The sequence below is a fragment of the Pseudarthrobacter woesei genome (assembly GCF_055412745.1).
In genome coordinates this window covers 1-19147 of record NZ_JBVAYU010000004.1, presented here as the reverse complement: position 1 = coordinate 19147, position 19147 = coordinate 1, and the positions used below count along the sequence as shown (strand labels likewise).

The 19147-nt window shown below is 65.0% G+C and carries 19 protein-coding genes, 1 tRNA gene and 1 rRNA gene; 8 read left to right on the top strand and 13 right to left on the bottom strand.

Translation table 11 applies throughout. The annotated features are described in order from the left end of the window. Nucleotides 1–17 precede the first annotated feature (17 nt). From ACZYZE_RS07510 to ACZYZE_RS07495, 4 genes are all read right to left on the bottom strand, one after another. Entirely contained in the window at nt 18–404 is a 387-nt protein-coding gene (locus ACZYZE_RS07510; RefSeq protein WP_463907179.1) for a hypothetical protein, read from the bottom strand. Beyond that, complete coding sequence (gene fliS / locus ACZYZE_RS07505; protein WP_459318613.1) at nt 391–903, bottom strand: flagellar export chaperone FliS; 513 nt, start codon at nt 901–903, stop codon at nt 391–393. Before fliS ends, ACZYZE_RS07510 begins: the two co-directional genes overlap by 14 nt. Continuing rightward, the gene (fliD, locus tag ACZYZE_RS07500; RefSeq protein WP_459318614.1) at nt 900–2225 is read right to left on the bottom strand and encodes a flagellar filament capping protein FliD; all 1326 of its coding nucleotides are present in this window, start codon (nt 2223–2225) and stop codon (nt 900–902) included. The genes fliS and fliD overlap by 4 nt, the downstream gene beginning before the upstream one ends. Before the next feature lie 150 nt (nt 2226–2375). Then, nucleotides 2376–3560, bottom strand: a complete 1185-nt coding sequence (locus tag ACZYZE_RS07495; protein WP_459318615.1) for a flagellin N-terminal helical domain-containing protein — start codon at nt 3558–3560, stop codon at nt 2376–2378. Between the two features lie 266 nt (nt 3561–3826). Here ACZYZE_RS07495 and ACZYZE_RS07490 point away from each other — a divergent pair, with 266 nt between their 5' ends. From ACZYZE_RS07490 to ACZYZE_RS07475, 4 genes are read left to right on the top strand one after another with little or no spacing between them, the layout of a single operon-like run. Continuing rightward, entirely contained in the window at nt 3827–4315 is a 489-nt protein-coding gene (locus tag ACZYZE_RS07490; protein ID WP_459318616.1) for a flagellar protein FlgN, read from the top strand. A 10-nt stretch (nt 4316–4325) separates the two neighbouring features. Further along, a complete protein-coding gene (flgK, locus tag ACZYZE_RS07485) occupies nt 4326–5741 on the top strand; it encodes a flagellar hook-associated protein FlgK (protein ID WP_463907176.1) in 1416 nt (471 codons plus the stop codon). Between the two features lie 2 nt (nt 5742–5743). Then, nucleotides 5744–6640, top strand: a complete 897-nt coding sequence (gene flgL / locus ACZYZE_RS07480) for a flagellar hook-associated protein FlgL (RefSeq protein WP_459318618.1) — start codon at nt 5744–5746, stop codon at nt 6638–6640. Then, entirely contained in the window at nt 6637–7029 is a 393-nt protein-coding gene (locus ACZYZE_RS07475; protein WP_459318619.1) for a flagellar assembly protein FliW, read from the top strand. The genes flgL and ACZYZE_RS07475 overlap by 4 nt, the downstream gene beginning before the upstream one ends. A gap of 19 nt (nt 7030–7048) precedes the next feature. Here the strand turns inward: ACZYZE_RS07475 and ACZYZE_RS07470 are convergent, their stop codons facing one another. The 6 genes from ACZYZE_RS07470 to ACZYZE_RS07445 form a co-directional block, all read right to left on the bottom strand. Next, complete coding sequence (locus ACZYZE_RS07470; RefSeq protein WP_459318634.1) at nt 7049–7594, bottom strand: AMIN-like domain-containing (lipo)protein; 546 nt, start codon at nt 7592–7594, stop codon at nt 7049–7051. A gap of 270 nt (nt 7595–7864) precedes the next feature. Further along, on the bottom strand, nt 7865–8167 hold the full coding sequence (locus tag ACZYZE_RS07465; RefSeq protein ID WP_459318620.1) for a DUF4193 domain-containing protein: 303 nt from the start codon (nt 8165–8167) through the stop codon (nt 7865–7867). Nucleotides 8168–8369: 202 nt separating this feature from the next. Further along, nucleotides 8370–8858 carry a GyrI-like domain-containing protein gene (locus ACZYZE_RS07460; RefSeq protein WP_459318621.1) on the bottom strand — a complete coding sequence of 163 codons (489 nt, stop codon included), beginning with the start codon at nt 8856–8858 and terminating at the stop codon, nt 8370–8372. An 85-nt stretch (nt 8859–8943) separates the two neighbouring features. Then, nucleotides 8944–9615: a DNA alkylation repair protein gene (locus ACZYZE_RS07455; protein ID WP_463907173.1), complete on the bottom strand. Its 672-nt coding sequence runs from the start codon at nt 9613–9615 to the stop codon at nt 8944–8946. A 242-nt stretch (nt 9616–9857) separates the two neighbouring features. After that, nucleotides 9858–9934 (bottom strand) — tRNA-Thr (locus ACZYZE_RS07450). Between the two features lie 198 nt (nt 9935–10132). Continuing rightward, on the bottom strand, nt 10133–11023 hold the full coding sequence (locus ACZYZE_RS07445) for a DsbA family protein (protein WP_459318623.1): 891 nt from the start codon (nt 11021–11023) through the stop codon (nt 10133–10135). A 179-nt stretch (nt 11024–11202) separates the two neighbouring features. On the opposite strand from ACZYZE_RS07445, the gene ACZYZE_RS07440 reads away from it, so the two are divergent. The 4 genes from ACZYZE_RS07440 to ACZYZE_RS07425 all read left to right on the top strand — a co-directional run bounded on the left by ACZYZE_RS07440 (nt 11203) and on the right by ACZYZE_RS07425 (nt 16457). After that, entirely contained in the window at nt 11203–12705 is a 1503-nt protein-coding gene (locus ACZYZE_RS07440; protein WP_459318624.1) for an alpha,alpha-trehalose-phosphate synthase (UDP-forming), read from the top strand. After that, nucleotides 12695–13507, top strand: a complete 813-nt coding sequence (otsB, locus tag ACZYZE_RS07435; RefSeq protein ID WP_463907171.1) for a trehalose-phosphatase — start codon at nt 12695–12697, stop codon at nt 13505–13507. The genes ACZYZE_RS07440 and otsB overlap by 11 nt, the downstream gene beginning before the upstream one ends. A gap of 256 nt (nt 13508–13763) precedes the next feature. Next, nucleotides 13764–14846, top strand: coding sequence for an ABC transporter ATP-binding protein (locus tag ACZYZE_RS07430; protein WP_459318626.1), 1083 nt, complete (start codon nt 13764–13766; stop codon nt 14844–14846). 195 nt (nt 14847–15041) lie between these two features. Beyond that, nucleotides 15042–16457, top strand: coding sequence for a DUF4032 domain-containing protein (locus ACZYZE_RS07425; RefSeq protein WP_459318635.1), 1416 nt, complete (start codon nt 15042–15044; stop codon nt 16455–16457). A 63-nt stretch (nt 16458–16520) separates the two neighbouring features. Here ACZYZE_RS07425 and ACZYZE_RS07420 read toward each other — a convergent pair whose 3' ends face one another. From ACZYZE_RS07420 to rrf, 3 genes are all read right to left on the bottom strand, one after another. After that, the gene (locus ACZYZE_RS07420; protein WP_459318627.1) at nt 16521–17888 is read right to left on the bottom strand and encodes an FAD-binding oxidoreductase; all 1368 of its coding nucleotides are present in this window, start codon (nt 17886–17888) and stop codon (nt 16521–16523) included. Between the two features lie 254 nt (nt 17889–18142). Beyond that, nucleotides 18143–18634, bottom strand: coding sequence for an SRPBCC domain-containing protein (locus tag ACZYZE_RS07415; RefSeq protein WP_463907168.1), 492 nt, complete (start codon nt 18632–18634; stop codon nt 18143–18145). Nucleotides 18635–18789: 155 nt separating this feature from the next. Beyond that, a 5S ribosomal RNA gene (rrf, locus tag ACZYZE_RS07410) occupies nt 18790–18906 on the bottom strand. Nucleotides 18907–19147 lie beyond the last annotated feature (241 nt).

Below are 19147 nucleotides of genomic sequence, written 5' to 3'. Positions count from 1 at the left end.
GTTCAGCCGGCGGTCTTTCAGCCGTTCACATCAAGGTAGATGGCGCCGGCAGACTCCCCCACTCCGGGCACCGAGGACACGGCCTGCAGCTGGCGCGCGACGTCCCGCCGGGCATCTTCCAGCCGCTGGGCAACACGCTGCTGGGCGGCAGAGAGGGCAACGACACGACGGCGTGCTTCGGCGGGCAGCGGACCTGTCAGGACAGGCGGTGTCCAGCGGTCGCGGGGGGTGGCTGCGGCGGCGTGGTGCGGCGTTGACAGGGGACCAAGCGGGTCATTCAGCGTCCGTTCGGCCGACGCAACGGCCGATTCCAGGACGTCGAGGATGGCGGTCCAAGCGCTGAGGGAGGATTCCGTCTCCGGGGCCACACCGGGCGTGGCCCCAGCCGGCTCAGCCGAAGCCAAGGCTTCCACCGCCGCTGCCGGGCTGGGTGTTCCAGGCGCCGCGCACTCCGGAGGGCCCTGCAGCGGCCGGACTATTGGGGGACGCCGATTGCACGGACGCCGGCAGCGGAACGGCTGCGGCGGCTTCGTGCCAGGCCTGGCGCAGGGGCTCCAACAGGTCAATAGCTTCGCGGGTCAGCGCGGGGTCCCGCTGGATATTGGCATTGATGAGTGCCGTGGAGGCGTAGTTGTAGACCCCAAGGAGTCCGTTGGCGCCGTCCCAGGAGTCGACTTTCAGCGAGGACGACAGTTCGGTGATGATGGCCTGGGCGTGCAGCAGGTTTTCCGATGCGACCGGCCAGTTGGCCGTCTGTTGCGCGGTCTCGGCCCGGCCCAGGTCCAGCAGGAGCCGGTCGTAGAGCATGGTGAGGAGGCGTGCCGGCGGTGCCGACAGGACCGAGTCGGCCAGGTACTGGTTCCGCTGGGCCGCATTGCCGTAGCCGAAGGAGGTGGTTGTCATGCTGAGTTACTTCCTGAGAGACCTGCGAGTTGGGAAGACAGCCAGGACGACTGCGCCTTCATGCCGCTGAGCGCAACTTCGAGGGCGGAGTAGGTCCGCTGCAGCGTGGTCCGCCGAGTCGCAAGGCGGTCATCCCAGTTCTCGATCTGGGCACTGTAGTCCTTGGCGGTGCTCTGCTGTCCGATAATCTTGGTGCTCAACGTTCCGGTGGCGGGATCGGAAGCCTGTTTCGCTGCACCAGCCAAGCGCCCTGCGATCGTGGCGACGGCGGCCAGGGTAGCCGTCGGGTCCTTGGCCAGAGCCACCCCAAACTTCGCGGCGTCGAATTCCATGGTCCCGGTTTTGGTCAGCGTGATGCCGTACTCGGAAGGGGATTTCCCGTCGACTGGCTGGGATGCGGCCGCAATGATGGACCCGTTGACGTTCCGGACTGTGCTGTCACCCGTGAAGATGCCACCGGACATGATTGGGTTGCCGGAGGCATCGGTGCTCGCGACGACGGTGCTCTTGGTTGAAATCTGGGCCAGGACGCCACTGACGGAACTCATCAGGTCCGAGGCAGCCTTGGTGATCTGGGCGTTGTCCTTCGCCACGGTCACCCGCACCGGGGTGGCCGACACTTCGGAGACCGTGAGGGAGACGCCGCTGAGTAGGCCTTCGAACTTGTTGGTGGCCGAGGTGATGTTTTGCTCGGCGGCGGTGCCGGCCCAGAGCTTCACTTCGGCGTCCTGGGCGGTTGTGATGTCGGTGCGTCCAACCGTGCCGTCCGGGTCATTGATGGTGAAGGCAGCCGCCGCACCGGTCGCGGTGGAGGTGAACTGGAGGCGGAATTCCCCGCCTCCCACGTTGACCTTGTTGGCGGTGACGCCGGCACCCGCGGAGTTAAGCGCGGTGACGACATCGTCCATGGAACTCGTCGCGGGGGTGACCGTCACCGGCTGGCCGCCTCCGCTCGTGATGGTCACCGTGGTGTAGGGCCAGGTCAGCATCTTTTGGGTCACGGAGACTTGGGGGCTCGCCAGTTTCGAGACCGTGAAATCGAGGGATCCGGCACCTGCGCCTGCGCCGACCGTTGTGGTGACCTTGGCCGAGCTGCTGGTCGCCGCGTAGAGATCAAGGGCCTTGGGCTGCGTGAGCTTCGTGGCGCGGGTAGACAGGTCCGCCAAGGACGAGTTGAGGCCCTGAAGGGCAGAAATGCGTGTCTGCACGGCTGCTGCCCGGCTCTTGAGCAGGTTTTGCGGCGCCGCTTCGATGGTCATCAGCGAATTGATAAGGGACGTGGTGTCCAAACCGCTGGAGAGTCCGTCGATTGAAAGTCCCACGGTTACAGCTCCTTAAGAACAATGTTCCGCTACTGAGGCGAAGGTTGAGGTGGGCGTGGCGCCCGGGGGGATGGATTTCCCTCCGGGCGCCACGCGCATTCCCTAGCTACTGGGGAGAGCTAACTGAGCTTAGCCCGCCCCGCTCATGATTTAGCGCAGGAGCTGCAGTACACCCTGGTTGGACTGGTTCGCCTGCGCGAGCATGGCGGTACCTGCCTGGGACAGGATGTTGTTGCGGGTGAACTTGACCATTTCCTCAGCCATGTCCGTGTCGCGGATACGGGAGTTGGAAGCCGTCAGGTTTTCCTTGGCAACGTTGATGGTCTGCACAGCCGACTCGAGACGGTTCTGGGAAGCACCCAGATCAGCGCGAGCGGTGGATACCTTGGTGATCTGGGTGTCCAGCATCTTGATCGATGCCTGGGCGTTTGCAGCAGTGTCAAACTTCAAGCCACCGGTGACCGCGGTGCCAGTGGAACCGCCAGTAGCCAAACCGGCGGCCGGGGCCGCCGTCGTGGACACGGTGCCGCCGTTGAGCGCAGTCACCACAATGCCAGTACCGGCACCGTTAGGGTCTTTCGTTACGCTAACGGTGAAGTTGGCGGCAAAGCTGGAGTCCGCCCGCAGCGCCGTGGCATACTCTTCGACGCTCTGGAAGGTTGCAGCGGATCCGTCAGCTGTGTCCGACAGGACCGCCGTGGTCACAGTTGACTTTACGCCACCAGCGGTGCTTTCAAAGGTTGCTGCAGCCGTTGTCAGAGATGCGAGGGTCGTCGCAAACGAAGAACCCGTAGTGGTGAGGTCGCCGCCTGCGAGGGTATTCGCGATGGACTTGACGTTGGCACCACTGAGGTTGACGTCGATCTTGCTCGCAGCATCGGCGTTTGCACCGACCTGGAAAGACAAGGTCTTGGAGCTGTTCAGCAGGGCGGTGCCGTTGAAGTTCGTCGAGCCTGCAATGCGGTCCAGTTCCTTGACCAGGCTGTCAGCTTCGGTCTTGATGGCGCCACGGGATTCGGCGTTGTTCGTGTCGTTAGCAGCCTGGACACCCAAGTCGCGCAGACGCTGCAGGATGGACTGGGTCTGGTTCAGGCCGCCTTCAGCGGTCTGAACGGCGCCGATGCCGTCCTGGGCATTGCGGGAGGCCACGGTGAGGCCACCGATCTGGGACTTCAGGCCCTCGGACAATGCCAAGCCAGCCGCGTCGTCACCGGCGCGGTTGATGCGCAGGCCGCTGGAAAGCTTCTCCAACGACTTGGACAGGTCGTTCTGGGTGTTGCTGAGGCTGCGGTAAGTGTTGTTCGCAGCCAGGTTGGTGTTGATCTGCATTCCCATGATGTTTCCTCCGTGAGTGGGACGATGTGCGAGGGCCCATCCGTGGGCCTTCAGGAGTAGCTATCGCCACTTTGGAAGCACTGGTAAGTAGATTTCCCAAATTGTTTTCAGCAGCCCACGGGCCCCCTTCGTTCTGCGGAGCCCCCTCATCGCCGCTAACGAACTCCATGTTCTTGCCGATAGTTTCTACGAACCCAGCTGTTGGCTGCATTTAACGCAGGCCCGGCATCACCGCACCAGACACCGACGAGGGAGCCCTCCGGAAAATGGCCATCCACGAACTGTCCGCCCTGCTGTGGCGGGAGCGTGAACTACTAGACGTTCTGACGTTCAAGCTCGAGGAAGAGCAGCTCTTGCTCACCTCGGGGAAATCCCGCTGGCTGCCCCACGGCACCCGCGAAGTCGAGCAGGTCCTGGAGCACCTCTCCAAGGCAAGCCTTGCCCGCACCATCGAAGCCGCCGTCGTAGCCGAAACCTGGGGGCTTCCCACCGACGCGTCCCTGGCCGAGTTGGCGGCGGCGGCCCCGGAAGGGCCTTGGGCCGAAATCCTCACCGCCCATCTGGCCGCGCTGACCCGCCAGGCCGCCCTGATCAAGGAACTGCGCGACTCCAACGAGCAGTACCTGCGCACCGCCGTCCGCTCCACCCAGGAATCGCTGGCCGATCTGCGGCCGGCCGCGGCGGCCGGAACCTACGACGCGCACGGCAAGACCGGGGCATCCTCCGGCTCCCGTGTCTTCGACAAGCAATTTTAAGGAACCGACCATGAGCACCTTTGGCGCCCTGAACACCGCCTACCGTGGGCTGACCGCTGCCCAGCAAGGCATGAACGTGGCCGGCCAGAACATCGCCAACGCGGCCACCGAGGGCTACACCAGGCAGCGCGTGGAGCAGTCCTCCCTCACCGCTCCCGCCCAGGGCCTGTTCGGCTCCGGACGCCCGCAGGCTGGACAGGGTGTGTCCGTCGACGGAATCGCCCGGCTGGGAAGCAGTTTCCTGGATACCGGTGTCCGATCCGCAGGCGCCCGGGCCGGCTTTGCCAACGCCAGGTCCTCCTCCCTGCAAGGAATTGAAACCGTCTTGAACGAGCCCGGAAAGAACGGGATTTCTGCTGCACTGCAGGGGTTCTGGTCGGCGTGGCAGGGCGCTGCCAACCAGCCCGGAGAGTCTGCTCCCGCTGGCCTTGTGGTCCAGGCCGCGAACTCCCTGACCGCCAAGATCTCTTCGGCGTACCAGTCCCTGGACGGGCAGTGGAGCAGCGCCCGGGGCCAGGTCTCTGACGCCGTGGACGCCGTCAATTCGGCCGCGGCCCAGGTGGCGGCCTACAACACCACCATCCGCTCCACGCTTGCCGCCGGGGGATCGGCCAACGAACTCATCGATGCCCGCGCCAAACTCACGGAGTCGATCGCCCGCCTCGCCGGCGGCACGGTCCGCGAGCAGGCAGACGGAACCGTTGACGTTCAGGTCGGAGGCAACGCCCTCGTGATGGGCGGTTCCGTGCGCTCGCTCAAGCTGGCCGGGGCAACGTCCATGGCCCAGGAAACCCCGCCGGTCCGGCTCGAGTGGACAGACCGTCCGGGTGCAGCGATAGGGCTCGACGGCGGCCAGATCGCCGGTGCGCTGTCCGTGCTGGCTCCCGCGTCCGGTGGCTCCGGCGGTGCCATCGCGGAAACGGCGGCCGCGTACAATCAACTAGCCACGAAGCTGGCCGTCGACGTCAATGCCGTCCACAGCAGCGGCCAGACCGCCAGTGGTGCACCCGCCGGCGACTTCTTCACCCTTGATGCCAGCCGCCCAGCAGCACTCGGGATCACGTCCCTCCAGGACCCCGGCATGATCGGAGTGGGGCTCGCGGGAGCGGGAAACCGCGACGGCCACAACGCCGATGCGATTGCCCAGATCGGTGCCCGCACCTCCTCCCCCGATGCCGCTTGGCGGGAGATCGTCACCCGCGTCGGAGTGCAGTCGCGCGGCGCCCAGCAGCACGAGGCCCTCACCACGGCAGCCGAAGCCTCGGCCATGCTGGGACGCGCCTCCTCAGCCTCGGTGAGCCTGGATGAGGAAAATGTCAGCCTGCTCACCAACCAGCATGCCTACCAGGCGGCGGCACGAGTGATGACCGCCGTCGACGAGGCCCTGGACGTTCTGATCAACCGCACCGGACTGGTAGGAAGATAATCATGCTGAACCGGGTCACAAACCTGACCATGACCGCCACCGCCCAGCGAACACTGCAGAACCAGCAGTCCAGACTGGCCGAGCTGCAGGTGAAGGCGTCCACCCTGGACAAGATTTCCCGTCCTTCGGACGATCCCTCCGCTACCGGCGAAGCCCTGCAGACACGTGCCCGGCAGGCAGCCAACGAACAGTACGGACGAAACATTGACGACGGCGGAAGCTGGCTCAACGCCACCGATTCCGCCCTGGGCCAGGCCACCAACGTGCTGAACAAGATCCGCGACCTCACCGTGCAGTCCGGCAACGGTGCCCTCAACCAGACCGCGAGGGATGCCATCGCCATTGAGCTGGACGGTCTAGGCCAGGACTTGCTCTCGATCGCCAACACGCAGCATCTGGGCCGCAACATCTTCGCCGGAAGCTCAGACGCCGCCGGGGCTTTCACTCCGGGCGCCGCGGGAAGCGCCCCCACGTACAACGGGATTCCCGGCGGCACCGTGGAGCGGCGCATCAGTGACAACCAGACGGTACGGATCGATGTCGATGGGGCCAAAATCTTCGGCGACGGTGCCACCTCCGTCTTCACACTTGTCGGCGGCCTGGCCGCCGCTTTGCGGACCGGCGCCGACGTCACGCCCAAGCTGACTGACGTCGACGCAGCCTTCAAGGCTGTGGTCAGCGGCCGCGCTGAGATAGGATCGCGTCAGGCCCAGCTGGAACGTGCCGGCAACGTCAACACCGAACTGGAGAACACCTTGGACGCACAGCGGATGGGCATAGAAAAACTGGATCTGGGCAGCGTCATCCTGGACTTGAAACTCCAGGAAACCAACTACCAGGTGGCGCTGGCCGCCACCGCGCGTGTACTGCAGCCATCCCTGATGGACTTCCTCAGGTGAGTACCGCCGTGTTGAACGCCTCCGTTGTGTTCACCGCCCCCATGCCGGGCTTCGAGAATGTCCACGACTTCACCCTGCGGGGTGTGGAAGGTGCCCAGGGGCTGTTTGCGCTTGAAGCCACTGAACCCGTCGTCCTGCGCATGTTCCTCGCCGACGCGGCAGTGTTCGTGCCCAGCTACAACCCACCGCTTCCGGCTGCTGCCCTCGAGGCCCTGGAACTGGAGGAGGGCGAGATGCCCCAGCTTCTGGTGGTACTCAACCACTCCCCCGCCGCGACCACAGTGAACCTCATGGCGCCGATCGTGCTCAATCCGGCCTCCCGCCGCTGCACCCAACTGGTCCTGGACGGCCGGGACTACCCGCTCCGGGCAGACCTCAACTCGCTCTAACCCGTCTCAGGGCCAGCCGTCACCAGAAATGCGCGACGTCGATCACCAGCCGTGAGCCGGCGTCGGGCCCTGCCAGGGTGAACACCCGGAACGGCAGCCGCGCCCGGATCCCGAGGCCCAGGCTCGAATAGCCTTCGAAGCTGCCTGCCCATGCCACGTGCCGGAAGGTCTGGTAGCCGCCGGCATTCGTCAGTTCGTTCTTGTCCGCCGGGTTGTAGGTGGAATTGCCGTTGTCGTCATAGGCCGGGGCATTGACCGTGATCTGCAGGAACGCCTGGCCGCGCAGCGCGACCGGGAATCCTGAGCCGTCCTGCGACACCTGCGGGACATACCGGACGGTGTACCCCGCCACGGGTCCGTTGAGGTCGATGACCAGCCGGTCGAAGCAGTAGTGCTGGCCGGTACGCACGTTGGTCACCCTGGACTGGATCATCGCCGGATCGGCCTTGGCCAGCGACCCCCAGACCAGCCCGCAGTAGGGATCCGCCGACGCCGGGCCGGGTGCCGCAAGCCCCATGCCTACGGCCATCAACACGGCAACACACCAAACCCGGAACTTCTTCAATTCGGCCACCCCCTGCAGCGATCAGATAGCTCCAGAATAGGAGCGTTTCCGGCCCGTTTCGAGGGCTGGGACGGAAACGGCGCCCAACCGTTAAGGTGGGCCGCACCTGATCACGGGACGGTCATCCCGCCGTCGTCCGGGCCGGAACTACGGCACAGGTTGTGACCTTCGGCAGAAACGGCGAAGCGCCGGTCCCCTTGCCGGGTGCCGGCGCTTGGCGATGCGCTGCTGTACTCAAGAAGATGTGGTGCCGCGCGGGTGGAAGGTCCCCTAGCCTTCGCAATCGCGGCAGTACTTCATGCCGTTCTTCTCACGGGCTATCTGGGTGCGGTGGCGGACCAGGAAGCAGGAGGAGCAGGTGAATTCATCGGACTGCTCGGGAACAACGGTGACGGTCAGTTCTTCGCCGGAGAGATCCGCGCCGGGAAGGTCGATGCCTTCAGCGGTGTCGTTCTCGTCGACGTCGATCACAGCAGTCTGGGCGCCGCCGCCGCGGGACGCCTGAAGGGCCTCCAGCGATTCGGCGGGAGATTCTTCTTCTGTCTTGCGTGGGGCGTCGTAATCGGTAGCCATTGCGGGTTCACTTTCGTTGCTGCGCAGCGCCATTTCAGGCACCTCAGTGAAGCAGTTTAGGTCATTATGCACGGAGTTGGAGAATAGTGTGCGCAATCAGACACTTTGAGTCGCGCGGTCAGGTGAACAAGGCGGACGGAAGGCGTCCAAAAGCGACCGGGGAGCCGGTATTAGGTTCGACGCCGGGAGCGGGAGTTACTGCTCAGGCCACCGGCCAGACGACGAGGGTCTTCCACGTTGATGGGTCCGGCTCGGTGGCGGGATCGCTCAGGTAGTACTCCCACATCGAGTCACCCGGCGTCAGCCCTTCCGCCTGCATCCTGGCCATTACCGCCCCGTACGTCTGGGGCAACGTGTCGTACGGGCCGATGTGCATAGCCTCCAGGGCGCGGCCGGCAGGAAGCGTTCCTCCGATGACGCCGCTGGCGCCCCCGCCCGGATACGGCGCCGCCAGCGGAAAGCCTGCCTCCACGTCCACGACGTCGGTGGGCATACCCCGGTACAGCGCGAACGGCGGCCCGGCCAACTGCACATGCTGCTGCTGCACCGCCCCCATAACTGCCCCGTAGGCGCGGCCGAAGAACTCACGCAAGGCATTCATCGGGACAGTCTCACGGAGCACCGCTGTCGGCTGTTCGTGCAGTTCGGTGGACTTGATCTCCGGCGTCTTTTCCGGATTCGATTCAGTCATAGGCCAAGACTCCGCCGTCCGGTGTCGGCAGTCTAGGGACTTACGTCCCGGGGCTTGGGCCGCACCAGCGTGAGCTCGGAGCCTCCTACTGTTCGTTCCGTCGGCGCACCAACTCGGTGATCCAGATGGGAGCAAACGGTGAGGTGCAGTTCGGTGGCGTCGGGTACTCCTTAAGGACCTCCAGGCGCTCACCGATGCCGATGGCCCGGGCGCGGAAACCGGCGTGCTCGATCCCGATCTGGGCCAGGCAGTGGTTCATCGCCCACTGCAGACGATCCGGTGCGGCCCCCATCTCCGCCTCGATGGTGTCCAGCAGACCTGCGAGGTCCAGGCCCTCGGCGCCCTTCACCACGCGTTCGCTGGTCAGCGCCCAGCCGGCACTGGCTACCACTGGATCCTTATCGGAGAACCAGCTAAGGCGCAGCTCTTCTGCGTGCGGGCTCTTCTTCACCACGTAGTTCACGAGCCAGTCGTTCACCTTGGGGACGCGCGCCTGGCGCACCATGAGGTCCAGCTCGTCGCGTTCGAATGCCTTCGGGCGGCAGATCAGGAGCGCCAGCAGTCGCGCAGCGGTGTCATCCGTCATCCAGAGCTCGCGTGCAAGCTCCTGATGCGTCTTCAGCCGCTTCGCGAGCGCGCGCAGTTTGCCCAGGTTCACCCCGTGGTCGTCACCGTGCTTCTCATTGACCGCGCGGGCCTTCGGGTCTTCCAGCACGGCCAGCGCGGCCATCACCTCGGCCACCATCGTTTCAGCCATCTCGGCCTCCTGCCCCTCATATAGGAGATTCAGCCTACTGGGAAAGCACTGCCCCCGGCCCGTGTCTACAGCAAGACCCCGGACCATGGGCACTCCACGATGCGGGGTCTTTGAGCTGGTGAGCCCAGCCGAAGTTACCATCGACAAAAATTTCAGATTGCAGTGAGTGAGTCGTGGGTTAAGTGCGAATGGCCCCTCTCGGGGCCATTCAAATTACGAGAACTGCAGGTCACGGGCCCGCATGGGGCCCCCTGTCGGATTCGAACCGACGACCCCCGCTTTACAAGAGCGGTGCTCTGGCCAACTGAGCTAAGGAGGCATTCCTGCTAACCGGCTGGTACCGGGCAGCGTTGAGGGGCCCGGCGCCACGGCGCTAGATAAGGTTAGCCCACGGATCCCCGGGGGTAAAAACTGAGGTAAGAAACCCGGCAAAGACGCTGCTGAAAACCAAACCACCTGGCCCGGTCCTGGACGAGTCCGGGACCGGGCCAGCTGTTGCCGCCAGCTACTGCTGCTCTTACTTCTTGGCGTCGATTGCGGCGGTCAGGAACTGCTCGAACGGGGTCTGGGCGCTGTCGCCCTTGCCCCACTGCTTGCCTTCGACGAAGACGGACGGGGTGCCGGTGACGCCGACGGCAGCGGCTTCCTGGGTGGTGTGCTTGACGTACGGACGGTAGGTCTTGCCGTCCACACAGGCGTCGATGCTCTTGGCGCCGGCGTCGGTGGCCATCTTCTTCAGCTCGTTGTCGGACAGGCCGGCGCCGCCTTCAGCCGGCTGCTTCGCGAAGAGCGCGTCGACGAAGTCCGCGTACTTCTCCGGGGACTCGTTGACGACGCAGGCGGCGGCGTTGGCCGCACGCGAGGAGTAGTTGGTGGTGGACTGGCGGTCCAGGAAGCCGAGCGGACGGTATTCGACCGTGATCTTGCCTTCATTGCGCAGCTTTTTCAGGGACTCGGTGTACTGGGCCTCGAAGTTCTTGCACGCGGGGCAAATGAAGTCGATGTACAGAATCACCTTGACGGGCTTGCCGGCCTCGGCCTCGGCTCCGGGCGCGGTGACCTGCGCCGGCGGCGTGGCCGGGGCGGACGGCAGATCGGCGATCTTGACCGTTGCCGGCTCGGTCTTGGCCACCTCGGTGTTGGCCAGCAGGGTGACGCCACCGTAGACGTTGCCGTTGGCCGGGGTGGGACCCTCGTCGGCCACCGGGGCGTTGTTCTGAATGTTCGAGGTGACCACGAGTGCCACGATCACAATAATGGCCACGACGGCGGCAACAATGCCCCAGCCAATGAGCAGCTTGTTGCGCTTGTCCTTCTTCAGTTGCGCCTCACGGATCTCACGGGCTTTCTCGCGCGCCGCGGCAGTTCGCTCTGCTTTGGACTGACGGGGTTCGTTTGCGGGGCTCATTAATTCCTCGGGTCGATCGGCCTGGGACGGTCCACTGGGTGGCAATTCATCATTTTAGGGGAGAAAACTGGGAAGTTGCGTTTTCAAGTTTCCTTCCCGGGTCCCACCTGCCGAATAGCACCGAAGATTCCGTCCGGCTAGGGTGGGTTGAGAGCCACGAACGAGCCCAGGGGGCACCAATGAACACAACGGAACGCGCCGAATCGGACGGAAAAGCCGAGGGCAAGTCCTCGGACGGCGGCCGGGCAGAACCGGATTCGCGGTATGACTTTATGGTGGTGTCCAACCGCCTGCCGGTTGACCGCTGCTCCCCCGATGAGCCCGGCTGTCAGGACGGCTGGCGGCGTTCCCCCGGCGGACTCGTGACCGCGCTGGCTCCCATGATGACCAAGACCGACGGTGCGTGGGTGGGCTGGCACGGGGCTCCCGACGAGCAGGTCCAGCCGTTCAGCCACGGAGGCATCGACCTCGTGCCGGTGCAGCTGAGCACGCAGGACATCGAGCTCTTCTACGAAGGCTTTTCCAACTCCACCCTGTGGCCCCTCTACCACGATGTAATAGCCCCGCCCGAGTTCCACCGGACCTGGTGGGACTCCTACCGCAAGGTCAACCGGCGGTTCGCCGACGCCGTCATCCACCACGCGAACGACGGCGCCACGATCTGGGTCCAGGACTACCAGCTCCAGCTCGTCCCCAAGATGCTCCGCGAGGCGCGGCCGGACCTGAAAATCGGCTTCTTCAACCACATCCCTTTCCCGCCGCCGGAGATCTTCGCGCAGCTTCCGTGGCGCCGGGCGATCATCGACGGCCTCTTGGGCGCCGACCTGGTCGGCTTTCAGCGCAGCGGCGACGCCGGGAACTTCATGCGCTCCGCCCGCCGCTTCCTCGGCGCCAGCGTCAAGCAGCAGCAGATCCACGTCAAGGGGAACGACGGGCAGACCACCCACATCGCACGCGCCCAGGCTTTCCCCATCTCCATCGACGTCAAGCAGATCACCGAACTGGCCAAGAAGCCCGAGATCATTGAACGCTCCCGGCAGATCCGCCGGGATCTTGGCAACCCCAAGACGATCCTGCTCGGCGTCGACCGCCTCGACTACACCAAAGGCATCCGGCACCGACTCAAGGCCTACGAGGAACTCCTGGCCGACGGCAAAGTCACGGTGGAGGACGCCGCGCTGATCCAGGTTGCCAGCCCCAGCCGGGAACGCGTGGAGCAGTACCGCCTGCTCCGCGAAGAAGTTGAGGGCACCGTCGGCCATATCAACGGCACCTACGACACCATCCAGAACACCGCCGTCCGCTACCTGCATCACAACTACCCCATCGAAGAGATGGTGGCCCTGTATCTGGCGGCGGACGTCATGCTGGTCACCGCCCTCCGCGACGGCATGAACCTGGTGGCCAAGGAATACGTCACGGCCCGCACCAACAACGACGGCGCACTGGTGCTCAGCGAGTTCGCCGGCGCCGCGGACCAGCTCAAGCAGGCGCTGCTGATGAACCCGCACGACATCGACGGCCTCAAAGACACCATCATGAGGGCCGTGAACATGGAGCCGGCGGAAGCCGGGCGCCGCATGCGTTCGATGCGCAAGCAGATCCTGGACCACGACGTCGACCTCTGGTCCTCCGACTTCCTGAGGGCCCTTGAAGAGAAGGTAATCCGCGATGACTCCTGACGCCGTCCCCGAAAAAACCCCGTCCTCGCTCTCCCCCGAACTGCTCGAGGCCGTGCGCCGCGTCGCCGGAACCGGGCACCTCCTGGTCGCCATGGACTTTGACGGCACCATGGCACCGCTCGTGGACCACGCCCAAGACTCCCGCGCGCTCCCCCGCTCGGCGGCGGCTTTCGCCGCGCTCACCGAACTGCCCCGGACGACGACGGCGCTCATCTCGGGACGGGCTTTGGACAGCCTGCGGGCGGTCGCCTTCCCGCCGGAGAAGACCCTGCTGATCGGCAGCCACGGTGCGGAAGTCTGGATGGGACCGGGCTCCGCACCGCTGGTACTCGACCATGCCCAGCGGGATCTGCTCGCCGGCGTCCGGCGGGAACTCGAGGAAATCGTGGACGAGGCGCCGGGGACGCTGCTCGAGGACAAGCCGGCCGGCGTCGTCCTGCATACCCGGCTGGCCGCCGACGACGTCGCAGAAGATGCGGTGGCAGCGGCCCGTGCTGTGCTGCAAGACCGCCCCGGCGTGTTCCTGAAGACCGGCAACCGCGTGCTGGAAAGCTCCGTGGTCCATGCCTCCAAGGGCGAGGGCATCGCCTTCCTCCGGCAGGCGACGGGCGCCACCGCCGCCGTCTTCGCGGGCGACGACACCACCGACGAGGACGCCCTGGGCAACCTACTCACGGGCGATCTGGGTGTGAAGGTGGGGCTGGATTTCACCCAGGCCCAGTTCCGCGTCGAGGCGCCGGTCCACGTCGCCGAGCTGCTGGAAGCCCTGCTGCGGGAGCGGAAACGCGCCGTCGGCGCCTGACCCGTAGCTCATCAAAGGACCCAAGTAACACGAAACACGTGTGACATCCGTAACTTTTTGGTCCTTTTGCGATAAATCTGACATACTCTGGTTGTGATGTGGCGCACAACTACCGTGCGGCGTCATTGGATACTCCTCGGCTTCGGCCGGGGAGTATGCGCACGCTTGATGCTGACAACTGAATTAACATCTGAATAAAAAGACCATTCACTACGGATCGTCCGGCACGTACCTGCCGGTGAAGGGATTGATAACTGTGGCTACAGTTACTTTTGATAACGCTACGCGTCTGTACCCGGGCACGGATAAGCCCGCTGTTGACAAGCTCAACATAGAAATCGCCGATGGCGAGTTCCTGGTCCTCGTTGGACCCTCCGGCTGTGGAAAATCCACCTCCCTGCGCATGCTTGCAGGTCTTGAGGATGTGAACTCCGGCCGAATCCTCATTGGCGACCGCGATGTCACCGATATGCCTCCCAAGGACCGCGACATCGCCATGGTCTTCCAGAACTATGCCCTGTACCCGCACATGACCGTCGCGGACAACATGGGCTTCGCCCTGAAGATCGCCGGCGTCAGCAAGGAAGAGCGCGCCGAGCGTGTTCGTGAGGCAGCTAAGCTCCTGGACCTCGAGCCGTACCTTGACCGGAAGCCGAAGGCACTCTCCGGCGGCCAGCGCCAGCGTGTTGCCATGGGCCGCGCCATCGTGCGTAACCCGCAGGTTTTCCTCATGGATGAGCCGCTGTCCAACCTTGATGCCAAGCTCCGTGTGCAGACCCGCACCCAGATTGCATCCCTGACCCGCCGCCTGGGCGTCACCACGGTCTACGTGACCCACGACCAGGTCGAGGCCATGACCATGGGTGACCGAGTCGCCGTGCTGAAGGACGGTCTGCTGATGCAGGTCGACACCCCGCGCAACCTCTACGACAAGCCCAAGAATGTGTTCGTTGCCGGCTTCATCGGCTCGCCTGCCATGAACCTGCTTGAACTGCCGGTCGTCGACGGCGGCGTGCAGTTCGGCGGCACCGTCTACCCGGTCCCTCACGACGTCCTTGAAGTGGCCAGCGGCAAGACCGTGACCCTGGGCTCCCGTCCGGAAGACCTCGAGCAGGTTGCCCAGGGTGAAGGCCTCCAGGTCGAGGTCGACGTCGTCGAAGAACTCGGCGCCGACGCCTACGTCTACGGCCACACCACGCTGGACGGACAGAGCCACGACATCGTGGCACGCGTCGACGGCCGCCGTCCCCCGATGAAGGGCGAGTCCATCTGGGTCCGCCCGCAGTCAGGTCACGTGCACCTGTTCGACACCAAGACCGGCCTGCGCCTGGGCGACTAGTCCCCACCGGATCCCTAACCTCGCTCCGCTTCGGCCAGGGAACCCTACCGGCGTGGGCCCAGGTTGCGCTGCACGACTGACGGCGGTCCTCCCCAGCGGAGGGCCGCCGTCGGGCTTTAACTCCACTTCCAGCATCCTTTTCGTTAGGGCCGCTGCCCTTCGTACGGAAGAATTGGCCCTATGACCGAAAACCCCATGACCGAGGAAAACAGTGCCCAGTGGCACGACGAGCCCACCGACTATGGTCAGATCGGAAAATTGCCCCGCTACGAGGCCGCCAGCGCCAACGATTCGAAGGCCGCGGTGGCCTCGAGTTCACTGAGCATCACCGCGGCTGCCACGGCGCCGGAGTTGCTGGACCTGCCGTGGCATATTGCCCTGGAAGACTGGCCGGCCGAGAACCTCGCCGCGCTCCCCCGCGGCATTTCCCGCCACATCGTGCGCTTCGCCCATCTCGGCGGCTCCGTCATCGCCATCAAGGAAACCTCGGAGCACATCGCCCGCCACGAGTACCATATGCTCCGCAAGCTGGCACGGCTGGACGTCCCCTGCGTGGAGCCGGTGGCCGTCATCACCGGGCGAACCACGCCCGACGGGCGGCCGCTGAACCCCGTCCTGGTCACGCGGCACCTCAAGTTCTCCATGCCCTACCGCGCCCTCTTCTCGCAGATGCTGCGCAAGGACACCCTCACCCGCCTGATCGATGCCCAGGCCCTGCTCCTGGTCCGGCTGCACCTGATCGGCTTCTACTGGGGCGACGTCTCGCTCTCCAACACCCTGTTCCGGCGCGACGCCGGCGCGTTTGCCGCGTACCTCGTGGACGCCGAAACCGGCGAACTCTACCCGGATCTGTCCACCGGGCAGCGCGAGTACGATCTTGAAATCGCCCGGGTCAACATCGCCGGGGAACTTATGGACCTGCTCGACGGCGGCCTCATCGAGGAGAAGGTGGACCCGGTGGCCACAAGCGAGCTCATCATGGACAGCTACCGCCGACTGTGGACCGAGCTGACCGAGAAGGAGTCCTTCGAGATCGGTGAGCGCTGGCGCGTTGCCGCCCGGATCCGGAAGCTCAACGAGCTCGGCTTCGACGTCGAGGAATACGCCATCAAAACCACCCAGAACGGCTCCACCATCCAGCTCCAGCCCAAGGTGGTGGACGCGGGCCATCACCAGCGCCGGCTGCTGCGGCTGACCGGGCTGGACGCGCAGGAAAACCAGGCCCGCCGGCTCCTGAACGACATGGATTCCTTCCGGGCGGACAACAACCCCGGCATGGACGAGGAGTACAGCGCCCATCTGTGGGTCAGCCAGATCTTCGAGCCGATTGTCCGATCCATCCCGCGCGATCTGTCCGGGAAACTCGAGCCGGCGGAGGCCGTGCATGAGATCCTGGAGCACCGCTGGTACATGTCCGAGAAGGAGAACCGGCACATCCCGCTGGCGGAAGCCGTGCAGTCCTACATCGACTCGGAACTGCGCCACCGCCGGGACGAGGCGGCCATCATGCTCAATCCGGACACGGAAATGCTCAAAATCCTCGAGGTCGAAACCGAGGAATCACGCTACCGCGACGATGACGACGACGGATACCCCGGCATCGATGACTAGTGCCGGCTGTGGCACTCGTCTGGTGCGCCCGATTCTGACGAGCACTGTAGTGGCACAGCCGGGCTAAATCGCTTTGCCCGGGTTCAGTATCCCGGCCGGGTCGAAAAGCTCCTTGATCCGGCGCTGCAGTTCGCGTACGGGTTCCTTCTGCTCGAGGCCGAGCCAGCGGAGCTTGAACTGGCCGATCCCGTGTTCCCCCGTGATGGTGCCGCCCATCGCGAGGGCCACGGTGATGGATTTGTCCAGGGCCGCACCGAGGCGCTGCATCGCGTCGGCGTCGACGGCGTTCCCTGCCCGGTCCACCCAGAACGTGGGGTGCAGGTTCCCGTCGCCGGCGTGCGCAACCACCTTGAGCTGGACCCGGTGCTCCGCAGCCATCGCCTCCAGCTCCGCGACGTAGTCCACGAGCCGTGAGCGCGGCACGGCAACGTCCTCCCCCACGCGGTATTCGTCGTCGACTTCCACCCCTCGGCTGTTGCGCCGCAACTCCACGAGCTGCTCGGCCTCGGCGCTGGCCTCCATGGTCACCACGGCACCGCCGGCAACGAGCACCGGCCGGATGGCCGCGGCCTCCGCGGCGGCCCCGTACCCATCGGTTTGAATCAGCAGCAGGGATGATCCCCGCGAGGCAAGGTCCGAGCCATGGATCCCGTCGAGCTGGGCGAGGGATCCGCCGTCGAGCAGTTCCATGATGGCCGGCTGCACCCGAGCCTTGCCCACCGCGAGGACGCCGGCCGCGGCGCTGCGGAAGTCCGGATAGAACGCGGCGATCGTGTGCACCTCTTGCGGCAGGTACTTGAGCCTGACCGTGATTCCGACGACGATCCCCAGTGTCCCCTCGGAACCGACGAACAGGCCGGTGAGATCGTAGCCGGCGACGCCTTTGAAGGTCTGGTGCCCGGTGTGGATCAGGGAACCGTCCGCAAGCACGACGTCGAGCGCCAGGACGGAGTCCCGGGTCACCCCGTACTTCGCGCAGCGCAGGCCGCCGGCGTTGGTGGCGACGTTGCCGCCGATGGTGGACACCTTGAAGCTCGCGGGATCCGGCGCGTACATCAGACCGTGCACCGCGGCGGCAGCATTGAGGTCCGCGTTGATAACGCCGGGTTCGACGACGGCGGTCTCGTCGTCCGCGTTGAGGTCAAGGATGCGGTTCATCCGTTCGAGGCTCAGCACCACGCAGCCCTTGCTGGCGTGGGCGCCGCCGGAGACTCCCGTGCCGGCGCCGCGTGCGACCAGCGCCACTCCGTGGGCCGCGCACGCGCTCACGGCGGCCCGGACGTCGGCCACGGATTCTGCCCGGACCACGGCCTGCGGCAACTGATAGTCCAGCACCGGGGCCTGGTCCACGGCGTAGGCAGCCAGGGTAGGGGTGTCCACGGCGATCTTATCTGTTCCCAGGGCAGAGGTGAGCTCGTCAATGATGCTCATGCGGTCTCCAGTTTCCGTCGAATCCGGACTTCAGTCTAAGGCGCGGATTTGGATGCCCTGGATCGCGGCGTTGATCGTGGCGTGGCTCCGGGCGGCCGGTGCAGATCTGGGCGCGTTCCTGCCCACTTGCTTGGTCCGTTGCCTGATCGTTGGCACACAGAGGCCCTAGGAACCGGGGAAGTCCTCCGGTGCCGAGTAGTGCTCATCGAAGCAACTGGGCGGGAACGCTGCCATCTTGCCGATGTCACGGCGCTTCAGGCCTCAGCCCTACCCATGAAGCGCACGAATCGGTCCAGGACCCCGGGCCAGCCGGCATCATACTCGGCCCGGGTTCCAGCCGGGTCTTCGGCGCCTTCCCAGCCGCTGTGCACGAGACGCACTTCCGTGCCCGCATCGACGGCGCGGAAGGACACCCGGAGCTCGGTGGACCACATCGCCGACGACCCGGGATGCCAGCTGGCGTGGAAGGACAACGGGGGCTGCCAATCGTCAATTGACCCCCAGATAGCAGAGCGGCCGTCATCAGCGGTCTCAAGGATCAGCAGTTCCTCGAACTCAACGTAGGAGCCCGCACCGTAGACGCTGCGCTCCTCCATGGGCCACCAAAGGTGGGTGTGCTCGGTAAACCCCACAAAGGTACGGGCGACGGCGCCTGGCACGGTGACGGTGTAGACGACGGGATCCAGGCTGTCGTCCTGCGCCGCCTTTGGTCCGTCGGCAGGGGCGTGGCTGAAGAGGTTATCCATGGTCACCAACTCTACCCGCGGCCTGCCACGACGCTCCCTCACGTCCAGCACCCACATCCCGCACGTATCGCCGGGCTCATAGTTCTTTTTGGTTGGGGGGTTAAATGCGGGAGAGCCCCAACCGTGTGGTTGGGGCTCTCGACCGTTTAATGATGTTCCGGCGGTGACCTACTCTCCCACACCCTCCCGGGTGCAGTACCATCGGCGCTGTGGGTCTTAGCTTCCGGGTTCGGAATGGGACCGGGCGTTTCCCCCACGCTGTGACCGCCGTAACCCTTGCTCCGCACCGGTCCGCGCCTGGGCGTGGGGGTGGGAAATTTGTGGTTACAACTGTGGTGTTGTTGTATTGTGTTGTGGTTTTGTTCCCTGGGACAACGTGCCGGTGAGGGTTTGTTGTTTGGGAACCACATAGTGGACGCAAGCAGTCTTGTTATCTTTGTACTCTCTTCATGGTGTGAACGTCTTTTGAATCCGTTCACGAGGAGAGTGTGTGGTGTAAGTTATCGGCCTATT